This window comes from Enterobacter cloacae complex sp. I2 (assembly GCF_014896205.1).
GTDB lineage: Bacteria > Pseudomonadota > Gammaproteobacteria > Enterobacterales > Enterobacteriaceae > Enterobacter > Enterobacter quasihormaechei.
Map to the genome: position 1 here is coordinate 42187 of NZ_JADBRA010000011.1, position 25782 is coordinate 67968.

Sequence of the window (25782 nt, forward strand, 5' to 3'; positions counted from 1 at the left end):
ACAACCTTATTTTCGTTATCCAATCGGCAGAGCCATGATAATGGCGTCTTCACGTCCCTTTGCGGTGGGGTAGTAGTTACGGCGGATGGTCGCCTCGTTAAAGCCTAAGCTTTCATAAAGTGCGATGGCGGCGACATTAGACGCGCGCACCTCCAGCCACAGAGTGAAAACGTCACGGGTTTCCAGCTCATGAATGAGGTGCTCAAGCAGTTCTCTGCCCAGCCCGCGGCGCTGGAAAGCGGGATCGACCGCGATATTAAACAGCGTCGCTTCGTCCAGAACAACCTGCGTAATGGCAAACGCGGCCAGGGTGCCGTTCACGTCCAGGCGCAGATTTAAATAGCGTTCGCCCTGATTGCTGGCAAACGTCTTTTCGCTCCACGGAAAGGCATGGGCGCGGGTTTCAATCGCGAACGCGGTGGTCAGGTCAGCCGTCGTGAGGGAAGAAATCGTGTTCATATTCGCAAATTTGTTGCCATAGCGCGCTACGCGCCTTTGGGTTGGCTTTCAGTTCGTCCAGCGCTGGCGAGCTGATCTGGCTGCCTTCAAGGGGTAGCTCATCCACCGCCCCGATTCGCCAGCTGTTACAGCGGCTGTCAGGAGGAAGCATCGCGACGCTTTCGGGCGCCAGCTGTAATACCTGATCGTTTGTCACCTTCAGGCTGCGAAGGACATCTTCAATCAGGGGTTCATTCAGGGCAGGCGGCGCGTCTGCCACCATCACCAGGCGGACATGCGCAGGGATGGAGATGGCTATTTCGCCCCGCAACGCCGTCGGGCGACGCAAAGCCCACTGGGTGATGCCCAGCTGCTGCAACTGCCAGTCTCGTCGGGATGTCATAGCGAAAACTCCTGTCTCTCAGGCGCGCAAATATAGCAAATGTGTCGAAACTGCGCCATCTACCTACTATAATCCCCGCCTGAGTTTATTGAGGAACAATTCATGTCTGCATTTACCCCGGCAAGTGAAGTCTTGCTGCGTCACAGTGATGATTTCGAAGAAAGCCGTATTCTGTTTGCCGGAGATATGCAGGATGACCTGCCCGCGCGTTTCGACTGTGCTGAAAGCCGTGCCCACACCCAGTACTATCACCACTGGCAGGTACTGAGCCGCCAGATGGGCGAGCGCGCGCGCTTTAGCCTGGTGGCGGAGCAGAGCGATATTGCTGACTGCGATACGTTCATTTACTACTGGCCGAAGAACAAACCGGAAGCCCAGTTCCAGCTGATGAACCTGCTTTCTCTGCTGCCGGTCGGCTGCGATATTTTCGTCGTCGGTGAGAACCGCAGCGGAGTGCGTAGCGCAGAGCAGATGCTCGAAGCCTACGCGCCGCTGACGAAAATCGACAGCGCCCGTCGCTGCGGCCTGTATCATGGCCGTCTGGAAAAACAGACAACCTTTGATGCCAACACCTTCTGGGACGAGTATCAGCTCGACGGCCTCACCATCAAAACGCTGCCGGGTGTATTCAGCCGTGACGCGCTTGATACGGGCAGCAAGCTGCTGCTGTCCACCCTGACGCCGCACACCAAAGGCAAGGTGCTGGACGTTGGCTGTGGCGCGGGCGTGCTGTCAACGGTTCTCGCCAGCCACTCGCCGAAGGTGCGTTTAACCCTGTGTGACGTGAGCGCTCCGGCGGTGGAAGCCAGCCGCGCCACGCTTGCGGCGAACGGTATCGAAGGCGACGTTATTGCCAGCAACGTCTTCTCCGACGTAACCGGTCGCTTTGATATGATCATCTCTAACCCGCCGTTCCACGACGGGATGGAGACCAGCCTTGAAGCGGCGCAAACGCTGATCCGTGGCGCAACCCGTCACCTTAACAGCGGCGGCGAGCTGCGTATCGTAGCGAACGCCTTCCTGGCCTATCCGAAAGTGCTGGATGAAACCTTTGGCTTCCACGAGGTGATCGCCCAGACGGGCCGCTTTAAGGTGTATCGCACCGTAATGACGCGCCAGGCGAAAAAGTAATCCCCGCCTTTGTCCGGCGATGGCTGACGCTGCCATCGCCCATTTTTGCAGCAATCAAAACAACGTGCGCAATTTTCTGTTGACGTAAAGCTGAAAACATCTAGAATGCGCCTCCGTGGTTACGATACTTTTACAGTGTCGATGGTATGCGAAGGTGGCGGAATTGGTAGACGCGCTAGCTTCAGGTGTTAGTGTCCTTACGGACGTGGGGGTTCAAGTCCCCCCCCTCGCACCAATTATCTTACATCCTCCCGGCAGTACCTCTCGTTTTCCCGGCTATTTCAGACTCATCAAAATCACCAGTATTCCACTGACCAGCGCAACGCAAGACGGCAGCAGCACGTAATGCCGAAGCTGTTTATGCCAGATCATCGCCGACGTCACCAGCAGCCCTGAAACAATGATCGCCTTCCAGACGTCAATGGAGAGATCGGCAAACGTCAGGCCGCCAAGGATGACACCAGGCAGTAAAATCCCCCACCCACTTCCCAGCGCTTTGCTCAACATGGTTTATCCTCTCACACTGATAATGATAACCAATATCATATGATAATAATTATCACCTGTCAGCATGCGCGGGCACAAATTGCTTCTACATTCGCTTTCCCATAATGACAGAGAATGTGTAAGGTGATAAATTGCACACCTGTTAACTTTCTATAAAGTTTTTCTGATAATAAGAATTCAATTTCCTTGCATCCATAACGAATAAATAACGCCTGGCGCATTGTTTTAATTGAGTTTTAATAAAAACGCACGCATATGACATCACAATCCTGGCTGTCTTTGGTCAACAAGAAATATCAGTTATCTTTACGTTTATTTTTATTTCTGAATGCCGCCTCAGCGCTGTTCTCGATAACAAACCCGCTCTATTCCGTGCGCGTGTTATCGGTGCCCCTGGTTGCCGTATTGACTATCAGCACCGGCTTACTCATCTGGCACTGGAAAAACAGCGCGCGGAAAATAAATATTCCTGCGGTTTCCGCGATTTTCGGCTTTTTATGGGCCTGGCAGATCGTCTCTAAATTTTTAGTTATCACGCACGATCGCGCGCCGTTTTTAATGATGGCGCTTTTAACGGTGCTTTTTATAGGGGCTCTGGCGTTTGCCAGTAATATCAAAGCATTTACGCTACATTCATTACCCGCGTTTATTATCTGCCTGTGGTTAAGCCCCGCCGAAAACTGGCTGAGAATGACCTATTTCTTCGCGCTGCCTATGGTCGCCATTGGCATTCATCACGTGATCCAGCGGCGCAACGACCGTTTCGCTCAGGAGCTGCTCTCCGAGCTGCTGGAGGAGCGCGAAACCTTGACCGATCTCAGCATGATGGATCCGCTGACCGGCTTGTATAACCGGCGCGGGCTGCAAAGCCGGCTGGAGAATCTCCCCACGCCCGACGGCGGCGAGCACTTCGTGCTGCTAATGGATATCGACCATTTCAAAGCCTATAACGACCATTACGGCCATATGATGGGCGATCAGGCGTTGATCCGCGTCTCGGCAGCGATCCGCGATGCCGTGCGTTCACGCGACGTGGTCGCCCGGTTTGGCGGGGAAGAATTTATGGTTCTGTTGAGTAACATTCCGCTGGAGCAAGCACGCCAGACGGCAGAACGCATACGCCAGAAAGTTTACGATCTTAAAATCCCCCATATGTTCAACGAAAGCGTCGCCACTAACGTGACCATCAGCATTGGCATTGCCATGTACGAAGGTGAAGACGTTGAGGGTGCGCTGGCGAAAGCCGATAAAGCCCTCTATGAAGCCAAGCACATGGGACGCAACAGCATTCTGATGAGCGAAGAGCTGCATACCGCCTGACCCCCCTCACAGAGCCAGGATAAATCTCTTGCGCTCGGTTTTATCTATAGTTAGGATTGGCAATCATTATCATTTAGATTTGTAATCCACACTATGGCGACTCGTACTGCACACATCGTAGAGCCCCTGCTCTGGCGCGCTCCACTCTCCGCCGGGGAGACGACGCTTGCGGACGCCATTCGGGAAAAAATCGCCGTTACGCGCGCCCATCTGCTGGATTTTATCAAGCTGGATGAAGCGCCCCCGCATCATGCTCTGACGCTGTCCCAGTGGCAACGTCCTGCCGAGCTGCGCTCTCTGCTGGCGACCTATTCCGATCATATCTACCGTAATCAGCCTACGCTTGCGCGGGAAAACAAACCGCTGCTTTCTCTCTGGGCTCAGTGGTACATCGGGCTGATGGTGCCGCCGATCATGCTGGCGTTGTTGACCCAGGAAACCATGCTCGATCTCTCTTCGGAGCATTTCCACGTCGAATTTCATGAGACCGGGCGCGCCGCCTGTTTCTGGATTGACGTGCATGAGGATCGCAGCGCAATGCACCTGTCTGCGCAGGCGCGTATGGAATCGCTGATTACGCGCGCGCTGGTTCCGGTGGTGGATGCCCTGGAAGCGACGGGAGAGATTAACGGCAAACTGATCTGGAGTAATACCGGATATCTTATCCACTGGTATTTGACGGAGATGAAGCCGCTGCTCGGCGACGAAAAAGTGGATGCGCTGCGTCAGAGCTGTTTCTTTGCCAAACAGCTTTCAGATGGACGGGATAACCCTCTTTACCGCACCGTCGTACCGCGTGAGGGACTTCTGGTGCGTCGTACCTGCTGTCAGCGCTACCGTCTGCCGGACGTGCAGCAGTGCGGCGATTGCACGCTTAAGTAGTTTGGCCCGGCCTGATGCCCTCACCCACGGGGAGAGGCAACAAACACTAAAAACGGCAACCTGCGTTGCCGTTTTGCTTTTACCTACGCTATCTGCTGATTTTCCTCTTCCCCGTTACGCTGTGCTTCTTCCGCTTCCTGCTGAAGCAGCTGCTTCTCGTACACCTTGAAGAACGGGAAATAGATAATGGCGGAAACGCAGGCCAGGACAAGCACCAGAATGGCGGCACGGAAATCCCAACCCAGCGCCCAGGCCGCACCAACCGGCGCCGGCGCCGTCCACGGCACCACGGAAATCACGCGGCCAATCAGATCAAACTTCATCGCTGCCCATGCCAGCACGGCATTGACCATCGGCGCCAGCAGGAAAGGAATAAAGAACACCGGGTTCATCACAATCGGCGTGCCAAAAATCACCGGTTCATTAATGTTGAATATGCTCGGCACCACGCTGAGGCGGCCAATCGAACGCAGGTGCGCGGAGCGGCTGCGCAGGTAGCAGAACACCAGCCCCATCGTCGCGCCTGACCCACCGATAACGATAAAGAACGTCCAGAAGGCCTCCATAAAGATGTGTGGCAAAGGCAGGCTCGCCGCCAGCGCGGTCTGGTTCGCCCCCAGGTTGGTCAGCCAGAACATTTGCAGCATCCCGGAGACAATCGCTGCGCCGTGGATCCCGGCAAACCACAGCAGGTGGCCAATCAGCACCGCCAGCAGGATGGCAGGCAGCGAGTCAGCCGCAGAGACCAGCGGCTTAAAGATCGACATAATGGCCTGCGGGATCAACATGCCGAACTGCGACTGGATCAGCAGGCTCAGCGGATAAAGCGTCAACACCACCACCAGTACCGGGATCAGCAGGTCAAACGAGTTTTTGATCATCGGCGGAACCTGGTCCGGCAGACGGATCCCAATGTTGTGTGCCTTCAGAAAACGCATCATCTCAACGCAATAAATCGCCACCAGAATCGCGGTGAAAATCCCGGTCCCTCCCAGGCTATCGACTGGCAAAGCGCCTTTGGTTTTAGGGGCCGCCACCAGCAGAAACGCCATTAGCGACAGCATGGCGCACATGAACGGATCCAGCTGATGGGTTTTAACGTAATGTTTGCCCAGGTTGTAGGCGATAGCCGCACAGATATAAAGGGACATCACGCCCATCGTCATATCAAACGGCGTCAGAATTTGTCCTTCAAACTGCTTCGCCATATCCAGCCAGGCGCGGGCAAAACCCCAGGTAGTATCAGGCGAAAAAGGTGGATAAGCGAACACTAACAAAAACGAACCCACGATCATAAACGGCATCGCCGAGATGAACCCGTCGCGAATCGCCATCACATGACGCTGAGAAGAGATCCGCCCGGCAACGGGGCTGACGTAATTCTCAACGAAGCGGAAAATCAGATTAAATGCAGCATGGTTGGCAGACATAGCAGATCTCCTGTCATACGTTCGTTTCGGACGTTCTCACGTCACACGTTGTTCCATAATTCAGCGTCACAACCTTGCCGGATCGTGTACCCGCGGTACTGCTCAAACGGAATGGTTTCATAATTAGCTCTTATTATTAGATACAGGGGAAGTTACACCCTCAGTATTAATCTCTGCATCACGCTCTGCAACCGGTTACTGTAACCGGTTTCTGTGAATGTGAAGGCGATCCAGAAATCGACCCTGACGAATATTTGTTACTTAAGGGATATTTACAGCGACTAAATTCTTATGACAGATTACGCAGGATATTTGTCAGGAGGAATCAATGAGTTTGCAGTCTGTACAGCAGTTTTTCGCCGAACACGCTCCGGATATAGAGATCATTGAGCTTAATCAAAGCACAGCGACTGTTGCACTTGCTGCTGCCGCGCACAACGTTGAACCCGGCCAGATTGCCAAAACGCTATCACTGAAAATTAAAAATGACGTGATTCTGGTGGTCGCAAAAGGCGATGCGCGTCTTGATAACAAAAAGCTCAAAGAGACATTCGGTGCAAAAGCCCGCATGCTCAGCAGCGATGAGGTCGTCACCCTGACGGGTCATCCTGTGGGCGGCGTCTGCCCTTTCGGGCTGGAAAACCCTCTCTCTGTTTACTGTGACATCACATTAAAACAGTACGCGGAAGTATTACCCGCAGCGGGTGCCATCCACAGCGCGGTGCGTATCTCGCCCGACAGAATGGCGGAACTGACCGCAGCAAAATGGGTTGATGTCTGTATTTGAACGTTGCGCCAGAAGCACTCTGGCGCACCTCTTAACGCTAAGAGAAGGAAGGAACGGTGAGAGCGGAGCGATGCACTTCCCTGGCGGGGAGATGCGCCAGGATATCCGCCGCATCCAGTAACCCCACGTCAGAATTGACGCCCAGCTTTACCATTGCGTTAAACTTATGCGCCCGAATGGTTTTAATATTGCGTTCAAGCTGTGCCGCAATTTCAGGGATCGAAAAACCCGAGGACATATAGCGCAGTATGGCCCTTTCGGTTGGGCTTAACATGCGATTCTGGCTCATATCCCCTTGATTGTACACGTTATCATTCACCTGATGTGTTTCGCTGAGCAGTGTCTCCAGCCCTTCCAATAATTGCTTTAGCGGAACCGATTTACTGATGATCCCATGTAAGCGAGAAGGCGAAAGCTGGCTGACCAGCCTCGCCTCCATTTCATCAGAAGCCAGTACGATACGTTGGACGTCGCTGTGGGTGAAGGTGAGATCCCGCAAACAGGCCAGACAGTTTCGTCGCTCCTCACGCTCATCAGACAATGAATAGATTACCGAAAAGAATGAGATTTCCGAGAGCGCCGCTCTGAAGCTGTCGAATCTGCTAAACAGATGCACCTGGTAAGGGCTCAGGACGGGCATCGCAAAGAGATGCTTCAGCCCCACAGCGCTCATTGAGCAGCTTTCGATGACGGCGATATGTCTTGTTGCAGTGGTCTTTTCCATTCCTCAAACTCTCCATAAGCCGACATTAAACTGAGTTCTCGCATTCCCTGAGTACTGCTTATCCACGCGTACATATCGGCATTGCTGCGCAGTGATAAGCGGCGCATTGCACTGTTTTTCTGTGCACTGATCGTTTTATTACTTTTATTCAGCAGCGTGGCTATTTGGTTGATTCCCCAACCCTTACCCAATAAACGCAACACCTTACGTTCAGAGTGTGTGAGCGCAATCGCTTGCTCACTCTCCCCTTCAATATCAGGATTTTCTGGTATTAATAACGTCTGGCTTATTCGCTCGGCACGTTCACTGCCCGCGCGAATAGCGTTAATAACGCCTTCAATCGGTTCCATATCTGAAAGCAGAGTGCTTTCCGGGCGCATAAGCAGCTCTACCGCAAGCGGATAAAGGGGACGCGAGACGAGGAAAATCCAGTGAATATCCCGGTACTGATTCATTAATCCATAATACTGCTCAAGCGTGCCACGCGGATTACGATATTCACCCGAAATATCGGCAATAACGACCCCAGCGCGACGCAGCTGGAGTAGCGTCAACTCCTGCATCGAACGGCAGTACGTTATCTCAAAATCGGGAAAATGGCGCGTCATGACGCCCCCTAACCCATTTTGCATTACGGGTACTCTACTGATCACAACTCCGTGTTTACCATTCAATGGCAACATAGACCCTCCATGTCTTTAATACATTTATTTAATGACGAGCAAACCTACGAGGTTAAACACGCTTGCATCCCTAAGTACAAAACGGCTTAATACTCGCACTTTCTAAAATATGTCACATGGGTTATGAAACGCCCAATACTGGCTTAATATCGCACAAAGACCATAAATATTTAATTAAAACCACCTGAAAATATCGACAATATGAAATTAGAAATACTTAATGTATTATTTATATATATTCTTCGTTTATATTCATTAAATAAATAAAATACGTTTTCTCTTCCAAACTTCAGACGCGCAGCCAATTGCACAAATCTTGATCTGGCCCAGCACAACGGCCACCGCACTTTGTGTTAAAAGTAAGCAATCTCTCTTCTTTTCAGGGCGTTTCATGCAGGCAGATCGGTCTACGCAGCGTGCCGCAACGCGGCTATGTATTCAGTGCGGGCTTTTCCTCTTACAGCACGGGGCCGAAAGCGCCCTCGTCGAAGAACTTTCCACGCGCCTCGGGCTGGCGCTGGGGATGGACAGCGTGGAGAGTTCCATCTCGTCAAATGCCATTGTGCTGACCACCATTAAGGACGGACAGTGCCTGACCTCCACGCGTAAAAATCACGATCGCGGCATTAACATGCACGTGGTCACGGAAGTTCAGCACATCGTGATCCTCGCCGAACACAAGCTGCTCGATCTCCGGGAGATAGAAAAACGTTTCAACCAAATCAAACCCCTGCGCTATCCGCGCTGGCTGGTTGTTTTGATGGTGGGGCTGTCCTGCGCCTGCTTCTGTAAGCTCAACAACGGCGGGTGGGACGGCGCGGTGGTGACCTTTTTTGCCAGCAGCATCGCGATGTACGTCCGCCAGCTTCTGACCCACAGGCAGCTGCATCCGCAGATTAATTTCTGCATTACGGCCTTTGTGGCGACAACCGTCTCCGGCCTGCTGCTGCGCCAGCCCGCCTTCGCCAGCACGCCTACGGTTGCGATGGCCGCCAGCGTATTGCTGCTGGTGCCGGGTTTTCCCTTAATCAACGCCGTCGCCGATATGTTTAAAGGCCATATCAATACCGGTCTGGCGCGCTGGGCGATAGCCAGCCTGCTGACGCTGGCAACCTGTATCGGGGTAGTAATGGCAATGACGATGTGGGGGTTACGCGGATGGGCGTGATAGATTTTCTGCTCGCACTGGCGCAGGACATGCTCCTGGCAGCCCTTCCCGCCGTTGGATTTGCGATGGTGTTTAACGTCCCACAGCGTGCGTTACCCTGGTGCGCGCTGCTCGGCGCCATTGGCCACGGCTCGCGTATGGTGATGATGACCGCGGGCTTTAATATCGAATGGTCGACGTTTATTGCCGCCATGCTGGTCGGCAGCATCGGTATCCAGTGGTCACGCTGGTATCTGGCACACCCGAAGGTGTTCACCGTGGCGGCAGTCATTCCTATGTTCCCGGGCATTTCGGCCTATACGGCCATGATTTCCGCCGTAAAAATCAGCCACTTTGGCTACAGCGAACCCCAAATGATCCTGCTCCTGAGCAACTTCCTCAAGGCCTCGTCGATTGTGGGCGCGCTCTCAATCGGTCTGTCGATACCCGGATTATGGCTTTACCGTAAACGTCCGCGCGTATAATAAAATCGCTTGCAATTGTATCGCGCGCTATCTATATTCATTTCATGGACGCAAAAACGAACGACACCACCAATGCGCTTCTGCTGGATAACCAGCTCTGTTTTGCCCTCTATTCGGCAAACCTGGCGCTTAACAAGCTGTACCGGCAACTGCTGGCACCGCTTAACCTGACCTACCCGCAATACCTGGTGATGCTGGTGCTGTGGGAGCAGGATGATATTACGGTGTCGGACATTGGCGAGCGGCTGTTTCTGGATTCCGCCACGCTGACGCCCCTGCTGAAACGCCTGGAAAGCGCAGGACTGATCTCCCGCCAGCGCTCCCGTCAGGACGAACGTCAGGTTGCCGTCACCCTGAGCGACGCAGGGCGGGATCTGCAACAGCAGGCCGTGACTATCCCGCATGCCGTGGGCTGCGCCGCGCAGTGTGATACCGACACCATGCTGGCACTTAAACAACAGCTCGAACTGCTGCGCCAACAGCTGCATCGCGCGTAAGGCTATACTTTACGCGTCTAATTTTAACCATATACATCGCGCGCTATTTAATAGCGCACTTAAACACAAGATGAGGAACCTGCCATGTCTTTAGAAAAAGTTGTCTACACTGCCAAAGCCAAAGCAACCGGAGGCCGTGACGGTCGCGCAACCTCTTCCGATGGCGTCCTGGACGTCAAGCTGGGCGTGCCAAAAGAGATGGGCGGCATGGGGGGTGAAGTCACTAACCCTGAGCAGCTGTTCGCGGCGGGCTACTCTGCCTGCTTCCTGGGCGCGATGAAGTTCGTTGCAGCCCGCGACAAATTCGCCCTGCCAAAAGACGCTTTTATTGAAGGCGAAGTGGGGATCGGGCCGCTGCCAACCGGTTTCGGTATCGAAGCGAAGCTGAACATCCACGTTGAAGGGATGGACGCTGCGGAAGCCAAAAAGCTGGTGGATGCCGCCCACATCGTATGCCCGTACTCTAACGCAACGCGCGGCAATATCGACGTGACGCTCAACATCATCGCGTAAACAGCGCCTCTGATTGTTGCCCCGGTAGCGCTGCGCTACCGGGGAAATCCTCTCCTTTCCTCCCCTCTCTCTGTGCTACCATAACCCTCAATCACGCCCGTAGTAATCAGTTGAGAAAGTGTTATGTCCTCCAGAATCCTGACCACCAGCATTGCTGGCATTGATGCCTTTATGCGCGACCCTCGCGGTGTGTTGACGCGCGCCGAAGGCGGCACGCTCGCGGTATTTGCCGACAACGCCCCGGCGTTTTATGCGGTCACGCCGGAACGTCTGGCGCAGCTTCTGGACATTGAAGCGAGGCTCTCGCGCCCGGCGAGTGACGTTATGCTGGATAATCAGTTTTTTGACGAACCCACCAGCGCCCCGGTGACCGTGCCGATGGGGAAATTTCCCATGTACGCTGGCTGGCAGCCGGATGCCGATTTTCAGCGCCAGGCGGCCTTATGGGGAATAGCCCTCTCGCAGCCCGCGACGCCGGAAGAGCTGGCGGCCTTTACCGCTTACTGGCAGGCTGAGGGAAAAGTATTCCACCATGTTCAGTGGCAGCAAAAGCTTGCGCGCAGCCTGCAAATCAACCGCGCCAGCACCAACGGCCAGCCAAAACGTGATATCAATGCCTTTTCAGAACCGGACAAAAAAATTCCTGATGGATTCCGAGGTGCGAAATGAAAAACGTCGGCGACCTGATGAAACGTTTGCAGAAGATGATGCCAGCTAACGTGAAGCCCGCCTTCACCACCGGTGAAGAGCTGCTGGCGTGGCAAAAAGAGCAGGGTGAAATCCGTGCGGCTGCCCTCGCCCGCGAAAACCGCGCGATGAAAATGCAGCGCACCTTTAACCGCTCGGGCATTCGCCCCCTGCACCAGAACTGCTCCTTCGACAATTATAAGGTCGAATCGCAGGGGCAGATGAACGCCCTTAACCAGGCGCGCCAGTACGTGGATGAATTTGACGGCAACATCGCCAGCTTCATCTTTAGCGGTAAGCCCGGCACCGGGAAAAATCACCTGGCGGCCGCTATCTGCAACGAGCTGCTGCTGCGCGGGAAATCAGTGTTGATTATCACCGTGGCCGACATCATGTCCGCCATGAAGGACACCTTCAGCAACCGCGAAACCAGCGAAGAGCAGCTGCTGAATGATTTAAGTAACGTGGATCTGCTGGTGATCGACGAGATCGGCGTCCAGACCGAATCCCGCTACGAAAAAGTGATCATCAACCAGATTGTGGATCGCCGTTCGTCGTCAAAACGCCCCACCGGTATGCTGACGAACCACAATATCGACGAGATGACCCGCCTGCTGGGCGAGCGGGTGATGGACCGCATGAAGCTGGGCAACAGCCTGTACGTCATCTTCGACTGGGACAGCTACCGCAGCCGCGTCACCGGCAAAGAGTATTAAGACATTTCCAGGGAGCGCCGGAGGAGCAGAAGTATATACTGGAGCCCCTTCCGGCCCTATTGAGTAAGTCATTATGAAAAAACAGTTTCTTATCAGCATTCTTTCTGGCGCCCTGCTGGTGGCTGGCGCAGCGCAGGCCGCTTCATGGCAGGAGTCGCTTTCCAGCGCGGCGAATGAGTTAACCAAAGAGAGCGGCACGTCTCAGGGCGGGCTGTCCGCCTCATCCCTCACCGGCCTGCTGGGCAACAGTTCCCAGAGCCTGAGCGCCGGCACGATGAACAACGCGGCGGGCATCCTGGAATACTGTGCGAAGCAGAAGCTGGCGTCCGTGACCGATACCGAAAACATTAAGAATCAGGTGCTGGCCAAGCTGGGCCTGGACACCCAGGAGCAGAAAGCGGATACCAACTATATGGACGGTATTCAGGGCCTGCTGAACGCGCAAAATGGTCAGCAGCTGAACCTGAGCACCCTTGGAAACTCCTCTCTGGCAAAACAGGTGAAAACAAAAGCCTGCGATCTGGTGCTGAAACAGGGCGTTAATTACCTCTCCTGACCCCCGTTTTCTGCCACAACACGCCGCGTTTATGACGTTACTCCTTCAGCGCGGCGTGAAGCGTGCATTTTTCTCTTTCTCTACCGCCTCAGCGTCCGTCTGTCAGGATGCGACCGTCCTCAAAAAACCGGTTTTATAAACCAAATCCTAACCACAGCACACTTTCGTGACACTAAAATTGCAGCTAAGCGACATCGCAATTACAGTGTATTACCCAAAAAAATAAGCTATTAGCCGGCTAAGCGTCCGGCATGATGAGGATCTGCTGTTGTCAGAGTTACTATCCCTTGTCCTTTTTCTGGCATCCATCGGCGTTTATGCCTGGAAAGCCGGTCGTCACACCTGGTGGTTTGTTGCCACCCTGGTCGTGCTCGGCATTTTTATTGTTTTAAACATTACCTTATATGCCAGCGACTACTTTACCGGCGACGGTATTAACGACGCGGTGCTCTACACCCTGACGAACAGCCTCACCGGCGCAGGCGTGGGCAAATACATTCTCCCCGGCCTGGGGCTGGTGGTCGCACTGGTGGGCATCTTCGCTGCGCTGGCCTGGGTGCTGCGCCGTCGCCGTCACCGCCCGCATCACCATGGCTACAGCCTGCTGGCGCTGTGCCTGGCGCTGGCCTCCGTGGATGCCAGCCCGGCCTTCCATCAGATTACCGAGCTGGTAAAATCCCAGTCGCGCGATGGCGATCCGGACTTCGTGGCCTATTACAAAGAGCCGGCGAAAAAAATCGACAACCCCAAACTCAACCTGGTCTACATCTACGGGGAGAGTCTGGAGCGCACCTGGTTTGACAACGAGGCATTTCCGAACCTGACGCCGGAGCTTGGCGCGCTGAAAAATCAGGGCCTCGACTTCAGCCACACCGCGCAGCTGCCCGGCACGGATTACACCATTGCCGGGATGGTGGCCTCCCAGTGCGGCATCCCCCTGTTCGCCCCGTTTGAGGGTAACGCCTCCGCCTCAATGTCGAGCTTCTTCCCGCAGAACGTATGCCTCGGCGATATCCTGAAAAACTCGGGCTATGAAAACTACTTTATGCAGGGCGCTAACCTGCGCTTCGCCGGGAAAGACGTGTTCCTGAAATCCCACGGTTTCGATCACCTGTACGGTTCTGAAGAGCTGAAAACTACCGTGGCCGATCCGGCTTACCGTAACGACTGGGGCTTTTACGACGATACCGTTCTGGATGAAACCTGGAAGAAATTTGAGGAGCTTTCTCGCGCCGGTAAACGCTTCTCGCTGTTTGCGCTGACCGTTGACACGCACCATCCGGATGGTTTCGTCTCGCGCACCTGTAAGCGTAAGGGCTACGACATTGACGGCAAAAACAATAAGTCGTTCAGCGCCGTAACCTGTAGCCAGGAGCATATAGCGGCGTTAATCGAGAAAATTAAAGCGTCGCCCTATTTCAAAAATACGGTCATCGTCGTGTCGTCTGACCATCTGGCGATGAAAAACAGCGCCTGGGATGAGCTGAACAAGCGGGATCGCAGCAACCTGTTCTTTGTACTGCGCGGCGATAAACCGCAGCAGGAGGTCATTGCCGCTAAGCGTAACTCGATGGATAACGGCGCTACCGTGCTCGACATTCTGGGCGGCGACAACTTTATCGGCCTGGGCCGCAGCACGCTGTCGGGACAGTCCCTGTCGGAAATCTTCCTCAACATGAAGGAAAAAATCCTCGCCTGGAAGCCGGATATCATTCGCCTGTGGAACTTCCCGAAAGAGATAAACGATTTCACCATCGATCGGAATAAAAAAACGATCGCCTTCTCCGGCAGCCACTTCCGCCTGCCTCTGCTGCTGCGCGTGTCGGATAAGCGCGTCGAGCCGCTGCCGGAAAGCGAATACTCCGCGCCGCTGCGCTTCCAGCTGGCGGAATTCGCCCCGCGCGATAATTTCGTCTGGGTCGACAGGTGCTACAAAATGGGCCAGCTCTGGTCGCAACAGCTGTCGCTGTCCACCGACTGGTGCGTTTCTCAGGGGCAACTCGGCGGTGAGCAGACCGTGCAACACGTTGACAAACCGCAGTGGCAGGGAAAAACCGCGTTTAACGATACGGTCATTGATACCGCACGCTATCAGCGCAACGTTGACCTGCTGAAAATCGTCGACAACGACATTCGCTACAAAGCAGACAGCTTCATCTTCAATGTTGCCGGCGCGCCGGAAGAGGTGAAGCAGTTCAGCGGAATTTCACGTCCCGAATCCTGGGGGCGCTGGTCTAACGCACAGCTGGGGGATGAGGTTAAAATTGAGTATAACCATCCGCTGCCGGAGAAATTCGATCTGGTGATCACCGCCAGGGCATTTGGTCCCAATGCAAACCGCCCGATTCCGGTGCGCGTCGGTGATAAAGAACAGATGCTGACGCTGAGCAATGATGTCTCCACCAGCACGCTGCATTTTGATAACCCCTCGCACAGCAATACGCTGGTGATCGTGCCGCCAGACCCGCAGTCCACTAACGAAGGAAATATCCTCGGCCATGCCCCGCGCCAGCTTGGGATCGGCATGGTGGAAATCAAAATCGTCAAAAACAGCGGCTAACGCGCACAAAGCCCGGCTTCCAGCCGGGCATTTTTGAAATTATATAATCCTTTATAATGTTTATAAATTAGATAAAAACGCTATATATAAGCAATTTTTATTTATAAATATCCCGCCAAATTCACAATTTATAAAATGTGCAGCTTCTGAATTCACCACGGAGCGTTACGCACTTTTATCATGCTAACCGGCTACAAGTTCGAATCCATCCGGGCACTGCGCAGCGAAAACGTCATTGCCTGGGAGGTATTGTCCACGGCGATGCCTCACGTCGATCTCGAAGACTATTTTTGCTCAATGTCCGCGACGCAGCGTAAAGCGCATTTCTTTGCGCAGCTTCGTCATGCCATGTTCTGCGAAGCGGGCGACAAATATTATCTCAACGCGACGACGGATCTGCTGCTGGAAACGGACTTCCTGGACAGGCTGAAAGAAGAGACGCCCAGCCCGGAGAGGCTTGCTATCGAAGTCACCGATCTTCACAGGCTGGTACACCTTGACGATACGCAAAGCCGGGCCCTGCGGACGTGCATCGCCACGCTGCACCAGTGGGGAATAGAAGTGTGGGCCGACGATGTGTGCGAAGACATTCTTCCCGACCTGCTTGCCAGCCAGATCCGCTTCTGCGGCGTAAAAATTGACAAGCATACCTTCTGGAGCGGACGCACCGAGCGGGAAAAGTTTTTACAGCTCACCCGCCAGTGCAAACGTCTCGCCGGCAAGGTGTTGATAGAAGGCATCGAAACCGCGGGGGATTTCGCACTGGCCCGCGCCAGCGTGGCCGATTACGGCCAGGGTTATCTGTGGGGCAGATCGTGACGTCTTGTATCGTTAACGCTGGCTATCAGGTCATCGTCCTGAGCGAAAACGCCTATTTATGGCTTGGCCTCGAGTGGCTCATCTCGACGGCGGTCACCCCTCGCCCTGATATGTACTGGATCAAAAATGCGAGTCCGGAAGGGCTTGTGCGCCTACAGGAGCGCCTGCTGGATACGCATGCCGGCGTGGACTGGCTGATATTTACCGATGCGGACCGGGTCAGCGACGTCAACGCCTTCCTGCGCGGCGAGCGGGCGAGAGCGGTGGCGGACAATGTATCGCTTGCCCAGCTGAGCCGCTGTTTTAGCGACACGACCTTCACCTTCGAAAACACCGCCACGCTGACGTATCAGGAGATGCGGGTTTGCATGCTGTTTCATAAAGGATTTAGCCCGGCACGTATCGCGCAAATCCTCAATAAATCACCAAAAACGATCTACACCCACAAGCGTAACGCGATGAACAAATTTTGCTGCCATACCCTGGCGGAGTTTCATCGGAAGCTCTGCCTGCTGGACGCTCAGTCCTCTTCTTTGTCAATGCACCGTTAATCACGTTAGGAAATACAATCATGAGAATTATCTCCACCGCTGTATGTTGTTCAGTTCTCCTGCTTCCTGCCGCTGCAATCGCCGCAGACAACAGCACCGCGAGCGCGACGATGCACGTCTCACTGGAGGTGGTAAAGTCCTGCACCCTCAACGCCAACGATCTCAACTTCTCGCGCCACGGTACGGATGAAGCCGGTGAAATTGAGGCCAGGACGCAGGTCGATATCGTCTGTACCAACGGTACCCCGTTCACCCTTTCCGCGACCAGCAGCGACAGCAGCGAGAACGGGACCTTCTGGCTGAAGCCGGAAAACGGCGAAACGGGCGCGCAAAAGATTGCGTGGAAGCTGTTTGCTGACGAAGGCAAACAGACGCAAATCACCGGCACCGGGGGGCTCACCGATACCGGCAACGGGATGAAACAGGAAGAGACGCTGTATGGCGTGATTGATGCGGGCGCCCTGACGACTGCCCAGGCGGGTACCTACAGCGACGATGTTACCTTAAACCTGGAGTACTGATCGTGCGTCGCTTTCTTCCCTGCTTCATTATCTGGCTCATGATGCTGGCGCTGCTGTCACGCTACGCGCTGGCCGCCACGCTTCAGGTCGCGCCCATGACGCTCGACATGCAGAGCGGTCAACGCGCAACGGCCGTTTACCTCACAAACAGCGGGAAAACGGCCATCCACGCTCAGATACGGGTGTACGAATGGTCCCAGAAAAACGGCAAGGATGTGCTGGAAGGGACCGAGGAAGTCGTCAGCAGCCCGGCGATGACCTCGCTGGCACCGGGCCAGCAGCAGCTGGTGCGTATTATCGTGATGCAGCCGGGTGCTCATGAACAGGAGCAAAGCTACCGGCTGATCATCGATGAGCTGCCAGACGCCGCGTCCCGTGCGGCCAACCCCAGCGCGGTCCACTTCCTGCTGCGCTATTCGATTCCGGTCTTCATCGCCGGAAGCCAGACAACGCCCGTCAGCCAGGCTGTCCTGAGCTGCGAACAGGCCGACATTCCGGCCACGCTGCGCTGCTATAACGCCGGAAACCGCCATATTCGCCTCAGCCACCTTCAGGTGCTGACGGCCGACGGGCAGGTTGCTGCCGCAGTCAAAGGACTGGCGGGCTATGTGCTGCCGGGACAGACCGCGCTTGTGCCGCTTAAGCAGACTCCCCGCCACGCGCTCAGCGCGTTACGCGCCTACATCAATGACGATCGCCATGCCAGCCAGATCCCACTGCGCCCGCTCGCTGCTCGCGCTCCTGCTTTGGCTACCGCTCATGCTGCCAGCAGCCCGGGCTGAACCTCCGGTTGACGCCGTTCAGTGGCTGGCCATTACCGTAAACCACGCCCCGCGCGGCGAGCTGTGGGCCTGCCGCGTAGAGGGCGATGCGCTGTGGATTGGCCGCAGCGACATCGCAAAGCTGGGGCTCCGCGCCCCGGAAGGCCGCAGCGAGTGGGTTGAACTGACGTCCCTGCCGGGCCTGAAGGTCAGCCTCGACGTGCTTTCGCAGCAGGTGTCCATCAGCGCCGAGGCGAAGGCGCTTGAGGGGCAGCAGCACGTGACGTTCGGGAGGCCTCCCTCGCAGTACCGCTATCCTGAAGCGCAGCCCGTCAGCGCCTTTACGCTCGGGTACGCGCTCTATGCCAGCGAGTCCGAGGGAAAACGCCAGCTTAACGCGCAAACCACGCTGTCCGCTTCCGGGCCGCTGCCCGGCCTGTTCAGCAGCAGCTTTTCCAGCCATGCCGGGGAGGAAAACAGCGCGGGTCGCCCCACCCATACGCGCCTTGAAACCCGCTGGCAGCGGGATAACCCAGACTCGCTGACCAGCCTGGCGCTGGGGGACAGCATCACCACCGGCACCCGCTGGAGCCGCCAGGTTCGCTTCGGCGGGCTGCACTGGGCGCGCAACTTTGAGCTCAATCCGCAGCTCAACACCGAACCGCGCAGCCGCTACAGCGACACGGCCGTGTTGCCTTCAACGGTCGATCTTTACATCGACGGCCTTAAGCAGAGCAGCCAGCAGGTAACGCCGGGAGATTTTCTGCTCGATACCCTGCCCGCCTTTACCGGCAGCGGGCAGGCGCAGGTGGTGATTACCGACATCAACGGCCAGCGGCGCACCGTTCAGCTCGATTTGTACGGCGCGCCGGGAATGCTGGCGGAGGGGCTCAGCAGCGGCTCGCTGGACATCGGCTGGATGCGGCAAAACTATTCGCTGCGCTCCGATGATTATGCCGCCTCGCCGATGCTCGACGCCGGCTGGCGCTATGGCGTGAATAACCAGCTAACGCTGGCGCTGCATACGGAACAGCAGCGAAAGCTGCGCAACGTGGGAACAGGCGCGGACTGGCTAATATCCCCCAGTGCGGGCATTCTCAGCCCGCACGTTGCCCTGAGCGACAGCGCCTACGGTAAGGGGATGCAGTGGGGCATCGGCTGGCAGTGGAACGGTAGCGGAACAGGATTTTCCGCCAGCACCGTTCGTACCGACGCCGCCTTCGCCGATAACGCCCGCATGAGCGGGGCCGAGCCCGCCCGGCGCAGCGACAGCGTATGGGTCAGCCACGCATTTCCCCACTTCGGTACGCTGGGTGCGGGCTGGGTGCAGCAAAATATACAGGGCAACCGGCAGCGCTATCTCAATGCCTCCTGGTCCGTTTCGCTCCCGGCCCATCTCTCTACCACGCTGAGCTATACCCGCTCGTTTACGGACGGGTCGAGCAACATCCAGCTTATGCTCTCCGTCCCGCTGGGCCGCCAGAATACCCTCTCGGTTCAGGCCAGCCGGGAAAGGCCGCGCGTGGACTATCGTCACCAGCCAGACAATCAGGCGGGCGGCTGGTCCTGGCAGCTGGGGCAGGGCTTTGGTCAAAACCGGGAAAGGTATGCAGACGTGGGCTACCTTGGCCGCGCCGGAGAGTGGCACGTCGGGCTGGAGCAGAGCACTAACGCGGTCAACCAGTACGCCTCGGCCGAAGGCAGCCTGACGCTGCTGGACAACAGCCTGCACGCTTTACGCTACAGCCAGCAGGGGCTGGCGCTGGTCTCCACGCGCGGTATCGGGCACGTGCCGGTGATGCTGGAAAACCGCCGGGCGGGCGAGACCGATGAGAAGGGATACCTTCTGCTGACCGACCTGCCGCGCTACCACAACAGCAAAGTCACCATCGATCCGCTGGATCTGCCGCCCGACGTCATCGCCCCCGTCACCGACATGTATGCCAGACCGGGCAACGGCAGCGCGGTAAAAGTCGATTTTAACGTCCATCGCGCCGTGACGGTTCAGGCCCGGCTGGTCGACAGGCGCCGCCAGCCGCTGCCGCTGGGCAGCGTCGTTTCAACGCCACATGGCGCCACTATCGTGGGTCGCGACGGGTTTATCTGGCTTGAAGATCCGCCCCTGCCGGGCGAGCTGGTGGTGAAAACCGGTGAAGGCGAGTGCCGGGTCACGCTTCCGGCCCCGCGCACCGCGTCAACCGTAATCAATATTGGAGAACAGCTGTGTCAATAAAAACGCCGTTAACATTGTTGCTTGTGCTGTCCATGAAGGCGATGGCGGCAGCGTGCTGGATTACCTCCCCCGCAGTGATTAACTTCGGCAACGTCGTGCCGGGTAACGCCGCCTCGACCAACACCGAGGTAAAGTTTAGCTGTCAGGCCGATAACTTCGGCACGGCAGAGTACATCAACGTCTGTCTGAGCAGCATCGACGCCCCGCCCTTTCAGATGCTTTCGACGGGCGACCAGGAGGGAAAGCAGTACACCCTGCTGTTTCGCCTGCTTAACGGCCTCGCGCGATCGCAGGAGCTGGGCCCCGCCAGCCGCGGGGATCTCATCCAGCAGACCCTCACGGCGCGAAGCAACGCCAGCGTCAGCGGCAGCTTTCCGCTTAACGCCACCCTGCCGGCGGGGCAAAGCCAGCTCCCCGCGACCCACTATTACAACTACAACATGAATCTGCGCATCGCCTGGCACAGCGCCACCCGCCAGGATGCCCTGCAAAGCTGTGCAGACGGCTCCGCGGAGGGGGAACAGGTGCAGGGCGGGAGCAATGCGCAGGCCGAAATCAGCGAGGGATGCTACATAGAGCGTGTCACCCCGCTGAACTTCGGCACCCTGACCAGCACCACCGCGCTGCGCCCCACGCGCTCGACGGCGACCCTCACCACGCGCTGCCCGACCGGAACCGCATTCACGCTTGCCATGGGGAAAGGCAATCATGCCAGCGGCGACTGGCGGCAGCTTTGCAACGATGAGGGGCAGTGCCTGCGCTATGGGCTCTGGCAGGATGCGGGGGCGACGCAGCGCTGGGGCGATCAAAGCAGCGGCGATACGCTGAACGTCACCAAACCCGCCGGCGGCACGCAGGACTTCACCGTTTACGGGGAGGTTCCGGCCCAGCCCCTGAGCGGGACGGGGGAGTTCATTGACGACGTGATAGTCACGCTGACTTATTAAACTCACCAAAAAACCGTCTGGATCAATGTTATCGGTAACAGTGGCGCTAAAATAACCAACAACGCTGTTTGCTCAGGCGTAATGCCTGTTTTTTTTAATTGAATATCTCTGTTTGTATTACAACAACTTATGAAATACCTGCTTGCTGACGCCCTCGTTTACAACGACGAGGACGGTACCATTGCTCCTGTTAATGCGCCGGACGAGGATGCGCAGATCCTCACCTGTACGGCCAATACCATCCTGAAGCTGCTGGTGAAGCATCACGGGAACGTCGTTGAACGGGAAACGTTCCTTAATGAGGTCTGGGATCGGCGCGGGCTTCAGGGATCCAACAACTCGTTAAACCAGTACATCAGCATCTTGCGCAAAATGCTGGCCAGCCTGCTTCCCGACGTGCTGTTTATCGTCACGGTGCCGAAAACGGGCTTTATGCTCTGCGCGGACGTCACGGTCACGGCGCTGGAGGAAGAGGCGCCAGCGGGCGAAACGGCGAAACCGACATGGCGCCTTCGTCCGGAACTGCTGTTCTGCGGCGCGCTCACGCTGGCGATTGTTGCGCTGTGCGTCTGGATAACGGCCATTAAGCCAGATGCCCCGCAGAGTGAAATTCACCTGCTTACCCATATCGACACGTGTCCGGTTTACACCTTTACGCCGCTGGCGGATGTGTTCCACGACAGGGCAATTGCCCTGGCGCAAAAGCTTCAGCAGGACGGTCATCTCCCGTGCCTGAAAAATTCGATCTTTTACATGCACATTCAGAGAACGCTTTTCTACGGTCACGAAGGGCGGCTGGTGCTCTCCCAGTGCTCGCTCACGCACGATAAAGCCAGCGCCTGTCGTACGCTTTACTATTACGAGTGGTGATATGAAACACAAAAAAGTGTGGCTAATACTGGTCCTCAACCTGCTGCTTCTGGGCGCCGCGCTGGCGTGGTATTACTACACGCCCCCGCTGTCGGTGGCCTGCGATGGCAACCTGACCTTCTCCGACAGGCGCGACAACCATGAATTCACGTTCGACGGGGAGATCATAATGCGTTTTCACCCGGATAAAACGGGCTATATCACGCTTAACGGCAACGTCGAGAATGCCCCGAACAGCTGGGAGGTTTCTCGTCAGGAGATGTTTAAATGGCGGCACGTGGAGGGAGAGCTGTATGAAATTATTATTCAAAAAGTGGAGCGCTTCAGCCATGACGCCATGCCGCCGGGGGTGTTTGAAAAGTACGTCGCGGGCCTGACGCTGGGGAAAAAAAGGCTCCTGACGATAGAGCGCACGCCGCAGAGCGCGCTGGTGATCAGCAATTTTTACTCGCCGGTGCTGGTTTGCTCGGAGTAATAGCGGTCGCTCAGGCTATACTTCCCGCCATGAATATTGAAATCCGCCCCACAACCTGCGATGACGCAACCGCCCTGCCCGCGATCGAACGCGCGGCCGGGCAGCGGTTTCGTGACGTTCCTGAGCTGGCCTGGCTTGCCGACGGCGACGTAATTTCGATTGAGGATCACCTCGGCTATGCCGCGCGGGGATTAAGCTGGCTGGCGCTGGCTGACGGGTGCCCGGTGGGCTTTATTCTCGCCGAAGCCCATCCATCATCGCTGTTTATCGTGGAACTGTCGGTTGATCTGGACTGGCAGGGACAGGGGATCGGACGCCGGTTGATTAACCGTGTTGCAGAGTGTGCCCGCGCGCTGGGGCTCGCCTCGCTGACGTTAACGACGTTTCGTGATGTCCCGTGGAACGCGCCGTTCTATGCGCGGCTGGGGTTTGACATGATGGCAACGCTGACGCCGGAGCTGCATCAGAAACGTGAGGAAGAAGCGGCGCACGGTTTAGCGTATGGTTCCCGCTGCGCCATGCGCCTGCCTCTGTAAAATCGCCCGGTGGCGCTGCGCTTACCGGGCCTACAAAACACGCGTTTCGTAGCCGCGATCCCACACCGTAGGCCGGGTCAGGCGCAGCCGCCACCCGGCAAAACGCACATCCCGTAGGCCGGGTCAGGCGCAGCCGCCACCCGGCAACACGCACAATCCGTAGGCCGGGTAAGGCGTAGCCGCCACCCGGCAAACCGCACATCCCGTAGGCCGGGTCAGGCGTAGCCGCCACCCGGCAACACGCACATCCCGTAGGCCGGGTCAGGCGTAGCCGCCACCCGGCAACACGCACATCCCGTAGGCCGGGTCAGGCGCAGCCGCCACCCGGCAAACCGCACGCGATCAGAACGTTTCCCAGTTATCGCCCGCATCTGCGGTCGCCGGTTTACGCGCTATCACCGGTGCGGCAACGCTTTTCGCGGAGGCGAACTCGCGCGCCTTCATCTGCTCCTGCTGGATACGGAACACCGCAACGGCCTGCGTCAGACGGCTCGCCTGCTCTTCCAGTGCCGCTGCCGCTGCCGCAGACTCTTCCACCAGCGAGGCGTTCTGCTGGGTCACGCGGTCCATCTCCGCCACCGCCAGGCCGACCTGGTCGATACCGCGGCTCTGCTCGTCAGACGCAGAGGCAATCTCGCCCATGATGTCCGTCACGCGGGTAACCGCATTCACGATTTCACCCATGGTTTCCCCGGCGCTTTCCACCAGCGTTGAACCCACTTCCACCCGGCCAACGGAGTCCTCAATCAGGCTCTTGATCTCGCGCGCCGCCTGGGCGCTACGCTGCGCCAGGTTTCGCACTTCACCCGCAACTACCGCAAAACCACGGCCCTGCTCGCCCGCACGCGCCGCTTCTACCGCCGCGTTCAGCGCCAGAATGTTGGTCTGGAAGGCAATGCCGTCGATTACGCTGATAATGTCGGCAATCTTCTGCGAACTGCCGGCGATGTCGCGCATGGTCTGCACCACGTTATCCACCACTTTACCGCCTTTTTGCGCCGTCTCAGAGGCGCTCAACGCCAGGTTGCTCGCCTGACGGGCGTTCTCGGCGTTCTGCTTCACGGTGGCAGTCAGCTGTTCCATGCTGGCCGCCGTCTCTTCCAGAGAGGCAGCCTGCTGCTCGGTACGGGATGAGAGATCGTTATTGCCCATCGAGATCTCGCTCGCGCCGCTGTAAATGGCGTTTGCGCCGTTACGCACGTCACCCACGGTACGCACCAGTTCACCCTGCATATGGCGCAGGGAGTCGGCCAGCTCGCCCATCTCGTTGGAGCCTTCCACGTCGATGCGCTTCACCAGGTCGCCGCTGGCGATATGACGAATGCTGTCGATCAGACGGTTCAGCGGCGATATCAGCGCCTGCTTAATGCCCAGCCAGACGGCGACAATCACCACCAGCACGGCAACCAGCACGCTAATCAGCACCCAGATAGCCTGGCGGTAAGAGCTGTTGCTGTCTTCAACCGCGGTCTGGTACAGCGCGTCGTTCTGTTGCAGGTAGGCGACGTACTGCTTCTCAAAGCCGTCCTGATAGCTCTGGGTCGGCTGGTCGAAGAACGCATTGATCTTGCCTGCCCCCAACAGCTGGATCAGCTCGGCCAGCGCGCCGTGGTAGATATCGTAATTACGTTTAATTTCCAGCGCCGCAGCGTCGCTCTGACGCGGGTCGCGCGGCAGCGCTTCGTAATCCGCCCAGTTTTTTTCCGCCTGCTTCAGGGACGCAGACGCAATTTGCATCAGCTCGGCGACGGTAGAGCCGCTGCCGATATTGTTCTGATCCATCATGTAGCGGATACCCGCGCGGTTCAGGGTATTACGGGTTTGCAGCAGCGCCACCCAGCTACCGTTCAGGGTGGATTGTTGCTGTCGAATGGTTTGCAGGACGGTGAAATTCTCTTTGTCATGCTTCAGGGCATTGAAGAAAAGACCACCGGACGTGAGTTGTAAAAGGCCAAATATCGCTAAAACCAGCAGTAAGCTGGTGACAATCTTGATTCGGTTTAACATGTTTTCTCTTTCCTCAGACAGATACAGAATATTCGGCCTGGCATGAGAAAACTTTACGAAAATCATCCTGGAATTTAGGGTTTTTACGCTTCGTCCCGCGCGGCGATATGTCGGTTTCCGAGTTCAATAAACTCTTCCAGCAGCGCCGTGAGCTGCTTCATCTTCTCCGGCGTATATTCCGCCTCAATCTGCTGGTACGCCTCTTCCACCTGCGCCTGAGCACGCTGGTACAGCGCGTTACCTTCTTTCGTCAGCGACACGTACAGCTTGCGCTGGTCGTTCACCGGCTTTAAGCGCAGCACCAGACCGTCGCGCTCCATGCGCGTCAGAATGCCGGTCAGGCTCGGGCGCAAAATGCAGGTGCGAAACGCCAGATCGTGAAAATCCATGGAGGGATGCTCGGCCAGCACGCGGACGATACGCCACTGCTGCTCGGTCAGATTATGCTGCTTCACTATCGGGCGGAAGTAGCCCATCGCCGCTTCACGCGCCTGCAACAGCGCGATGGTTAATGAATCATGCATAGCCTTCCCCTTACATCATTAACAAGTAAACAATTCAAAACAGATGCTTTTATCAACAGCACGTTTTTACCT

Annotated in this window: 29 protein-coding genes and 1 tRNA gene; 22 read left to right on the forward strand and 8 right to left on the reverse strand. The window is 56.5% G+C overall.

Features of this window, described 5'->3' with window-relative positions; translation table 11 throughout:
• Positions 1 to 15: 15 nt before the first annotated feature.
• Both rimI and IM300_RS11295 read right to left on the reverse strand, forming a co-directional pair.
• Entirely contained in the window at positions 16 to 459 is a 444-nt protein-coding gene (gene rimI, locus IM300_RS11290; RefSeq protein ID WP_193036517.1) for a ribosomal protein S18-alanine N-acetyltransferase, read from the reverse strand.
• On the reverse strand, positions 428 to 841 hold the full coding sequence (locus tag IM300_RS11295; protein WP_063867399.1) for a DNA polymerase III subunit psi: 414 nt from the start codon (positions 839 to 841) through the stop codon (positions 428 to 430). Before IM300_RS11295 ends, rimI begins: the two co-directional genes overlap by 32 nt.
• A 102-nt stretch (positions 842 to 943) precedes the next feature.
• Between IM300_RS11295 and rsmC the strand changes: the two genes are divergently transcribed.
• Positions 944 to 1972 carry a 16S rRNA (guanine(1207)-N(2))-methyltransferase RsmC gene (gene rsmC / locus IM300_RS11300; protein ID WP_193036519.1) on the forward strand — a complete coding sequence of 343 codons (1029 nt, stop codon included), beginning with the start codon at positions 944 to 946 and terminating at the stop codon, positions 1970 to 1972.
• A 148-nt stretch (positions 1973 to 2120) separates the two neighbouring features.
• Positions 2121 to 2207, forward strand: a tRNA-Leu gene (locus tag IM300_RS11305).
• 41 nt (positions 2208 to 2248) lie between these two features.
• Here IM300_RS11305 and IM300_RS11310 read toward each other — a convergent pair.
• Positions 2249 to 2479 carry a DUF1435 domain-containing protein gene (locus tag IM300_RS11310; protein ID WP_063867397.1) on the reverse strand — a complete coding sequence of 77 codons (231 nt, stop codon included), beginning with the start codon at positions 2477 to 2479 and terminating at the stop codon, positions 2249 to 2251.
• A 255-nt stretch (positions 2480 to 2734) separates the two neighbouring features.
• On the opposite strand from IM300_RS11310, the gene IM300_RS11315 reads away from it, so the two are divergent.
• Entirely contained in the window at positions 2735 to 3799 is a 1065-nt protein-coding gene (locus tag IM300_RS11315; protein ID WP_063867396.1) for a GGDEF domain-containing protein, read from the forward strand.
• A 93-nt stretch (positions 3800 to 3892) separates the two neighbouring features.
• The gene (fhuF, locus tag IM300_RS11320) at positions 3893 to 4681 is read left to right on the forward strand and encodes a siderophore-iron reductase FhuF (protein ID WP_193036521.1); all 789 of its coding nucleotides are present in this window, start codon (positions 3893 to 3895) and stop codon (positions 4679 to 4681) included.
• A gap of 83 nt (positions 4682 to 4764) precedes the next feature.
• On the opposite strand, the gene IM300_RS11325 is transcribed toward fhuF, so the two are convergent.
• The gene (locus tag IM300_RS11325; RefSeq protein ID WP_063450736.1) at positions 4765 to 6111 is read right to left on the reverse strand and encodes a PTS sugar transporter subunit IIC; all 1347 of its coding nucleotides are present in this window, start codon (positions 6109 to 6111) and stop codon (positions 4765 to 4767) included.
• A 328-nt stretch (positions 6112 to 6439) separates the two neighbouring features.
• Between IM300_RS11325 and IM300_RS11330 the strand changes: the two genes are divergently transcribed.
• Positions 6440 to 6898: a YbaK/EbsC family protein gene (locus IM300_RS11330; protein ID WP_003856572.1), complete on the forward strand. Its 459-nt coding sequence runs from the start codon at positions 6440 to 6442 to the stop codon at positions 6896 to 6898.
• 37 nt (positions 6899 to 6935) lie between these two features.
• Here IM300_RS11330 and bglJ read toward each other — a convergent pair whose 3' ends face one another.
• Both bglJ and IM300_RS11340 read right to left on the reverse strand, forming a co-directional pair.
• Positions 6936 to 7571, reverse strand: coding sequence for a DNA-binding transcriptional activator BglJ (gene bglJ, locus IM300_RS11335; RefSeq protein WP_193033838.1), 636 nt, complete (start codon positions 7569 to 7571; stop codon positions 6936 to 6938).
• Positions 7568 to 8305, reverse strand: a complete 738-nt coding sequence (locus IM300_RS11340) for a LuxR C-terminal-related transcriptional regulator (RefSeq protein ID WP_193036523.1) — start codon at positions 8303 to 8305, stop codon at positions 7568 to 7570. The genes bglJ and IM300_RS11340 overlap by 4 nt, the downstream gene beginning before the upstream one ends.
• Before the next feature lie 391 nt (positions 8306 to 8696).
• Here IM300_RS11340 and IM300_RS11345 point away from each other — a divergent pair, with 391 nt between their 5' ends.
• From IM300_RS11345 to IM300_RS11425, 17 genes are all read left to right on the forward strand, one after another.
• Positions 8697 to 9473 (forward strand): threonine/serine exporter ThrE family protein, encoded by a 777-nt coding sequence (locus tag IM300_RS11345; RefSeq protein WP_193036525.1) that lies wholly within the window; start codon positions 8697 to 8699, stop codon positions 9471 to 9473.
• A complete protein-coding gene (locus IM300_RS11350; RefSeq protein ID WP_063450740.1) occupies positions 9464 to 9937 on the forward strand; it encodes a threonine/serine exporter in 474 nt (157 codons plus the stop codon). The genes IM300_RS11345 and IM300_RS11350 overlap by 10 nt, the downstream gene beginning before the upstream one ends.
• Positions 9938 to 9981: 44 nt before the next feature.
• Positions 9982 to 10434: a MarR family winged helix-turn-helix transcriptional regulator gene (locus tag IM300_RS11355; protein WP_063867389.1), complete on the forward strand. Its 453-nt coding sequence runs from the start codon at positions 9982 to 9984 to the stop codon at positions 10432 to 10434.
• Positions 10435 to 10518: 84 nt separating this feature from the next.
• The gene (locus IM300_RS11360; protein ID WP_003856578.1) at positions 10519 to 10947 is read left to right on the forward strand and encodes an organic hydroperoxide resistance protein; all 429 of its coding nucleotides are present in this window, start codon (positions 10519 to 10521) and stop codon (positions 10945 to 10947) included.
• A 123-nt stretch (positions 10948 to 11070) separates the two neighbouring features.
• A complete protein-coding gene (gene dnaT, locus IM300_RS11365; protein WP_064910162.1) occupies positions 11071 to 11616 on the forward strand; it encodes a primosomal protein DnaT in 546 nt (181 codons plus the stop codon).
• Complete coding sequence (gene dnaC, locus IM300_RS11370) at positions 11613 to 12350, forward strand: DNA replication protein DnaC (RefSeq protein ID WP_063450743.1); 738 nt, start codon at positions 11613 to 11615, stop codon at positions 12348 to 12350. Before dnaT ends, dnaC begins: the two co-directional genes overlap by 4 nt.
• A 73-nt stretch (positions 12351 to 12423) precedes the next feature.
• Positions 12424 to 12906, forward strand: coding sequence for a DUF2501 domain-containing protein (locus IM300_RS11375; RefSeq protein ID WP_193036527.1), 483 nt, complete (start codon positions 12424 to 12426; stop codon positions 12904 to 12906).
• A 268-nt stretch (positions 12907 to 13174) separates the two neighbouring features.
• A complete protein-coding gene (gene opgB, locus IM300_RS11380; protein WP_193036529.1) occupies positions 13175 to 15466 on the forward strand; it encodes a phosphatidylglycerol--membrane-oligosaccharide glycerophosphotransferase in 2292 nt (763 codons plus the stop codon).
• Between the two features lie 180 nt (positions 15467 to 15646).
• On the forward strand, positions 15647 to 16285 hold the full coding sequence (locus IM300_RS11385) for an EAL domain-containing protein (protein WP_063867385.1): 639 nt from the start codon (positions 15647 to 15649) through the stop codon (positions 16283 to 16285).
• Positions 16282 to 16836: a LuxR C-terminal-related transcriptional regulator gene (locus IM300_RS11390; protein ID WP_193036531.1), complete on the forward strand. Its 555-nt coding sequence runs from the start codon at positions 16282 to 16284 to the stop codon at positions 16834 to 16836. Before IM300_RS11385 ends, IM300_RS11390 begins: the two co-directional genes overlap by 4 nt.
• 20 nt (positions 16837 to 16856) lie before the next feature.
• On the forward strand, positions 16857 to 17357 hold the full coding sequence (locus IM300_RS11395; RefSeq protein ID WP_063450747.1) for a spore coat protein U domain-containing protein: 501 nt from the start codon (positions 16857 to 16859) through the stop codon (positions 17355 to 17357).
• Between the two features lie 2 nt (positions 17358 to 17359).
• Positions 17360 to 18139 carry a molecular chaperone gene (locus tag IM300_RS11400; RefSeq protein WP_193036533.1) on the forward strand — a complete coding sequence of 260 codons (780 nt, stop codon included), beginning with the start codon at positions 17360 to 17362 and terminating at the stop codon, positions 18137 to 18139.
• Entirely contained in the window at positions 18057 to 20351 is a 2295-nt protein-coding gene (locus IM300_RS11405) for a fimbria/pilus outer membrane usher protein (RefSeq protein ID WP_226842239.1), read from the forward strand. The genes IM300_RS11400 and IM300_RS11405 overlap by 83 nt, the downstream gene beginning before the upstream one ends.
• Positions 20342 to 21298: a spore coat U domain-containing protein gene (locus tag IM300_RS11410; protein ID WP_193036535.1), complete on the forward strand. Its 957-nt coding sequence runs from the start codon at positions 20342 to 20344 to the stop codon at positions 21296 to 21298. The genes IM300_RS11405 and IM300_RS11410 overlap by 10 nt, the downstream gene beginning before the upstream one ends.
• A gap of 129 nt (positions 21299 to 21427) precedes the next feature.
• Positions 21428 to 22168, forward strand: a complete 741-nt coding sequence (locus IM300_RS11415; protein ID WP_193036537.1) for a winged helix-turn-helix domain-containing protein — start codon at positions 21428 to 21430, stop codon at positions 22166 to 22168.
• A gap of 1 nt (position 22169) precedes the next feature.
• A complete protein-coding gene (locus IM300_RS11420; protein ID WP_063867381.1) occupies positions 22170 to 22643 on the forward strand; it encodes a hypothetical protein in 474 nt (157 codons plus the stop codon).
• Positions 22644 to 22672: 29 nt separating this feature from the next.
• On the forward strand, positions 22673 to 23179 hold the full coding sequence (locus IM300_RS11425) for a GNAT family N-acetyltransferase (RefSeq protein WP_193036539.1): 507 nt from the start codon (positions 22673 to 22675) through the stop codon (positions 23177 to 23179).
• A 342-nt stretch (positions 23180 to 23521) separates the two neighbouring features.
• On the opposite strand, the gene tsr is transcribed toward IM300_RS11425, so the two are convergent.
• Both tsr and hpaR read right to left on the reverse strand, forming a co-directional pair.
• The gene (gene tsr / locus IM300_RS11430) at positions 23522 to 25186 is read right to left on the reverse strand and encodes a methyl-accepting chemotaxis protein (protein ID WP_063450753.1); all 1665 of its coding nucleotides are present in this window, start codon (positions 25184 to 25186) and stop codon (positions 23522 to 23524) included.
• Positions 25187 to 25269: 83 nt separating this feature from the next.
• Positions 25270 to 25710: a homoprotocatechuate degradation operon regulator HpaR gene (gene hpaR, locus IM300_RS11435; RefSeq protein WP_063867379.1), complete on the reverse strand. Its 441-nt coding sequence runs from the start codon at positions 25708 to 25710 to the stop codon at positions 25270 to 25272.
• Between the last annotated feature and the right edge of the window lie 72 nt (positions 25711 to 25782).

Bases quoted from the DNA above. Each gene is read 5' to 3' on its own strand.
- IM300_RS11350 (WP_063450740.1), top strand. From the start codon at position 9,464: ATGGGCGTGATAGATTTTCTGCTCGCACTGGCGCAGGACATGCTCCTG.
- IM300_RS11395 (WP_063450747.1), top strand. From the start codon at position 16,857: ATGAGAATTATCTCCACCGCTGTATGTTGTTCAGTTCTCCTGCTTCCT.
- IM300_RS11330 (WP_003856572.1), top strand. From the start codon at position 6,440: ATGAGTTTGCAGTCTGTACAGCAGTTTTTCGCCGAACACGCTCCGGAT.
- IM300_RS11310 (WP_063867397.1), bottom strand. From the start codon at position 2,479: ATGTTGAGCAAAGCGCTGGGAAGTGGGTGGGGGATTTTACTGCCTGGT.
- IM300_RS11415 (WP_193036537.1), top strand. From the start codon at position 21,428: ATGAAATACCTGCTTGCTGACGCCCTCGTTTACAACGACGAGGACGGT.
- IM300_RS11355 (WP_063867389.1), top strand. From the start codon at position 9,982: ATGGACGCAAAAACGAACGACACCACCAATGCGCTTCTGCTGGATAAC.
- rimI (WP_193036517.1), bottom strand. From the start codon at position 459: ATGAACACGATTTCTTCCCTCACGACGGCTGACCTGACCACCGCGTTC.
- IM300_RS11315 (WP_063867396.1), top strand. From the start codon at position 2,735: ATGACATCACAATCCTGGCTGTCTTTGGTCAACAAGAAATATCAGTTA.
- IM300_RS11325 (WP_063450736.1), bottom strand. From the start codon at position 6,111: ATGTCTGCCAACCATGCTGCATTTAATCTGATTTTCCGCTTCGTTGAG.
- IM300_RS11385 (WP_063867385.1), top strand. From the start codon at position 15,647: ATGCTAACCGGCTACAAGTTCGAATCCATCCGGGCACTGCGCAGCGAA.
- fhuF (WP_193036521.1), top strand. From the start codon at position 3,893: ATGGCGACTCGTACTGCACACATCGTAGAGCCCCTGCTCTGGCGCGCT.
- dnaT (WP_064910162.1), top strand. From the start codon at position 11,071: ATGTCCTCCAGAATCCTGACCACCAGCATTGCTGGCATTGATGCCTTT.
- rsmC (WP_193036519.1), top strand. From the start codon at position 944: ATGTCTGCATTTACCCCGGCAAGTGAAGTCTTGCTGCGTCACAGTGAT.
- tsr (WP_063450753.1), bottom strand. From the start codon at position 25,186: ATGTTAAACCGAATCAAGATTGTCACCAGCTTACTGCTGGTTTTAGCG.
- bglJ (WP_193033838.1), bottom strand. From the start codon at position 7,571: ATGAGCGCTGTGGGGCTGAAGCATCTCTTTGCGATGCCCGTCCTGAGC.
- IM300_RS11420 (WP_063867381.1), top strand. From the start codon at position 22,170: ATGAAACACAAAAAAGTGTGGCTAATACTGGTCCTCAACCTGCTGCTT.
- IM300_RS11340 (WP_193036523.1), bottom strand. From the start codon at position 8,305: ATGTTGCCATTGAATGGTAAACACGGAGTTGTGATCAGTAGAGTACCC.
- IM300_RS11375 (WP_193036527.1), top strand. From the start codon at position 12,424: ATGAAAAAACAGTTTCTTATCAGCATTCTTTCTGGCGCCCTGCTGGTG.
- hpaR (WP_063867379.1), bottom strand. From the start codon at position 25,710: ATGCATGATTCATTAACCATCGCGCTGTTGCAGGCGCGTGAAGCGGCG.
- IM300_RS11425 (WP_193036539.1), top strand. From the start codon at position 22,673: ATGAATATTGAAATCCGCCCCACAACCTGCGATGACGCAACCGCCCTG.
- IM300_RS11405 (WP_226842239.1), top strand. From the start codon at position 18,057: ATGCCAGCCAGATCCCACTGCGCCCGCTCGCTGCTCGCGCTCCTGCTT.
- IM300_RS11345 (WP_193036525.1), top strand. From the start codon at position 8,697: ATGCAGGCAGATCGGTCTACGCAGCGTGCCGCAACGCGGCTATGTATT.
- IM300_RS11295 (WP_063867399.1), bottom strand. From the start codon at position 841: ATGACATCCCGACGAGACTGGCAGTTGCAGCAGCTGGGCATCACCCAG.
- dnaC (WP_063450743.1), top strand. From the start codon at position 11,613: ATGAAAAACGTCGGCGACCTGATGAAACGTTTGCAGAAGATGATGCCA.
- IM300_RS11360 (WP_003856578.1), top strand. From the start codon at position 10,519: ATGTCTTTAGAAAAAGTTGTCTACACTGCCAAAGCCAAAGCAACCGGA.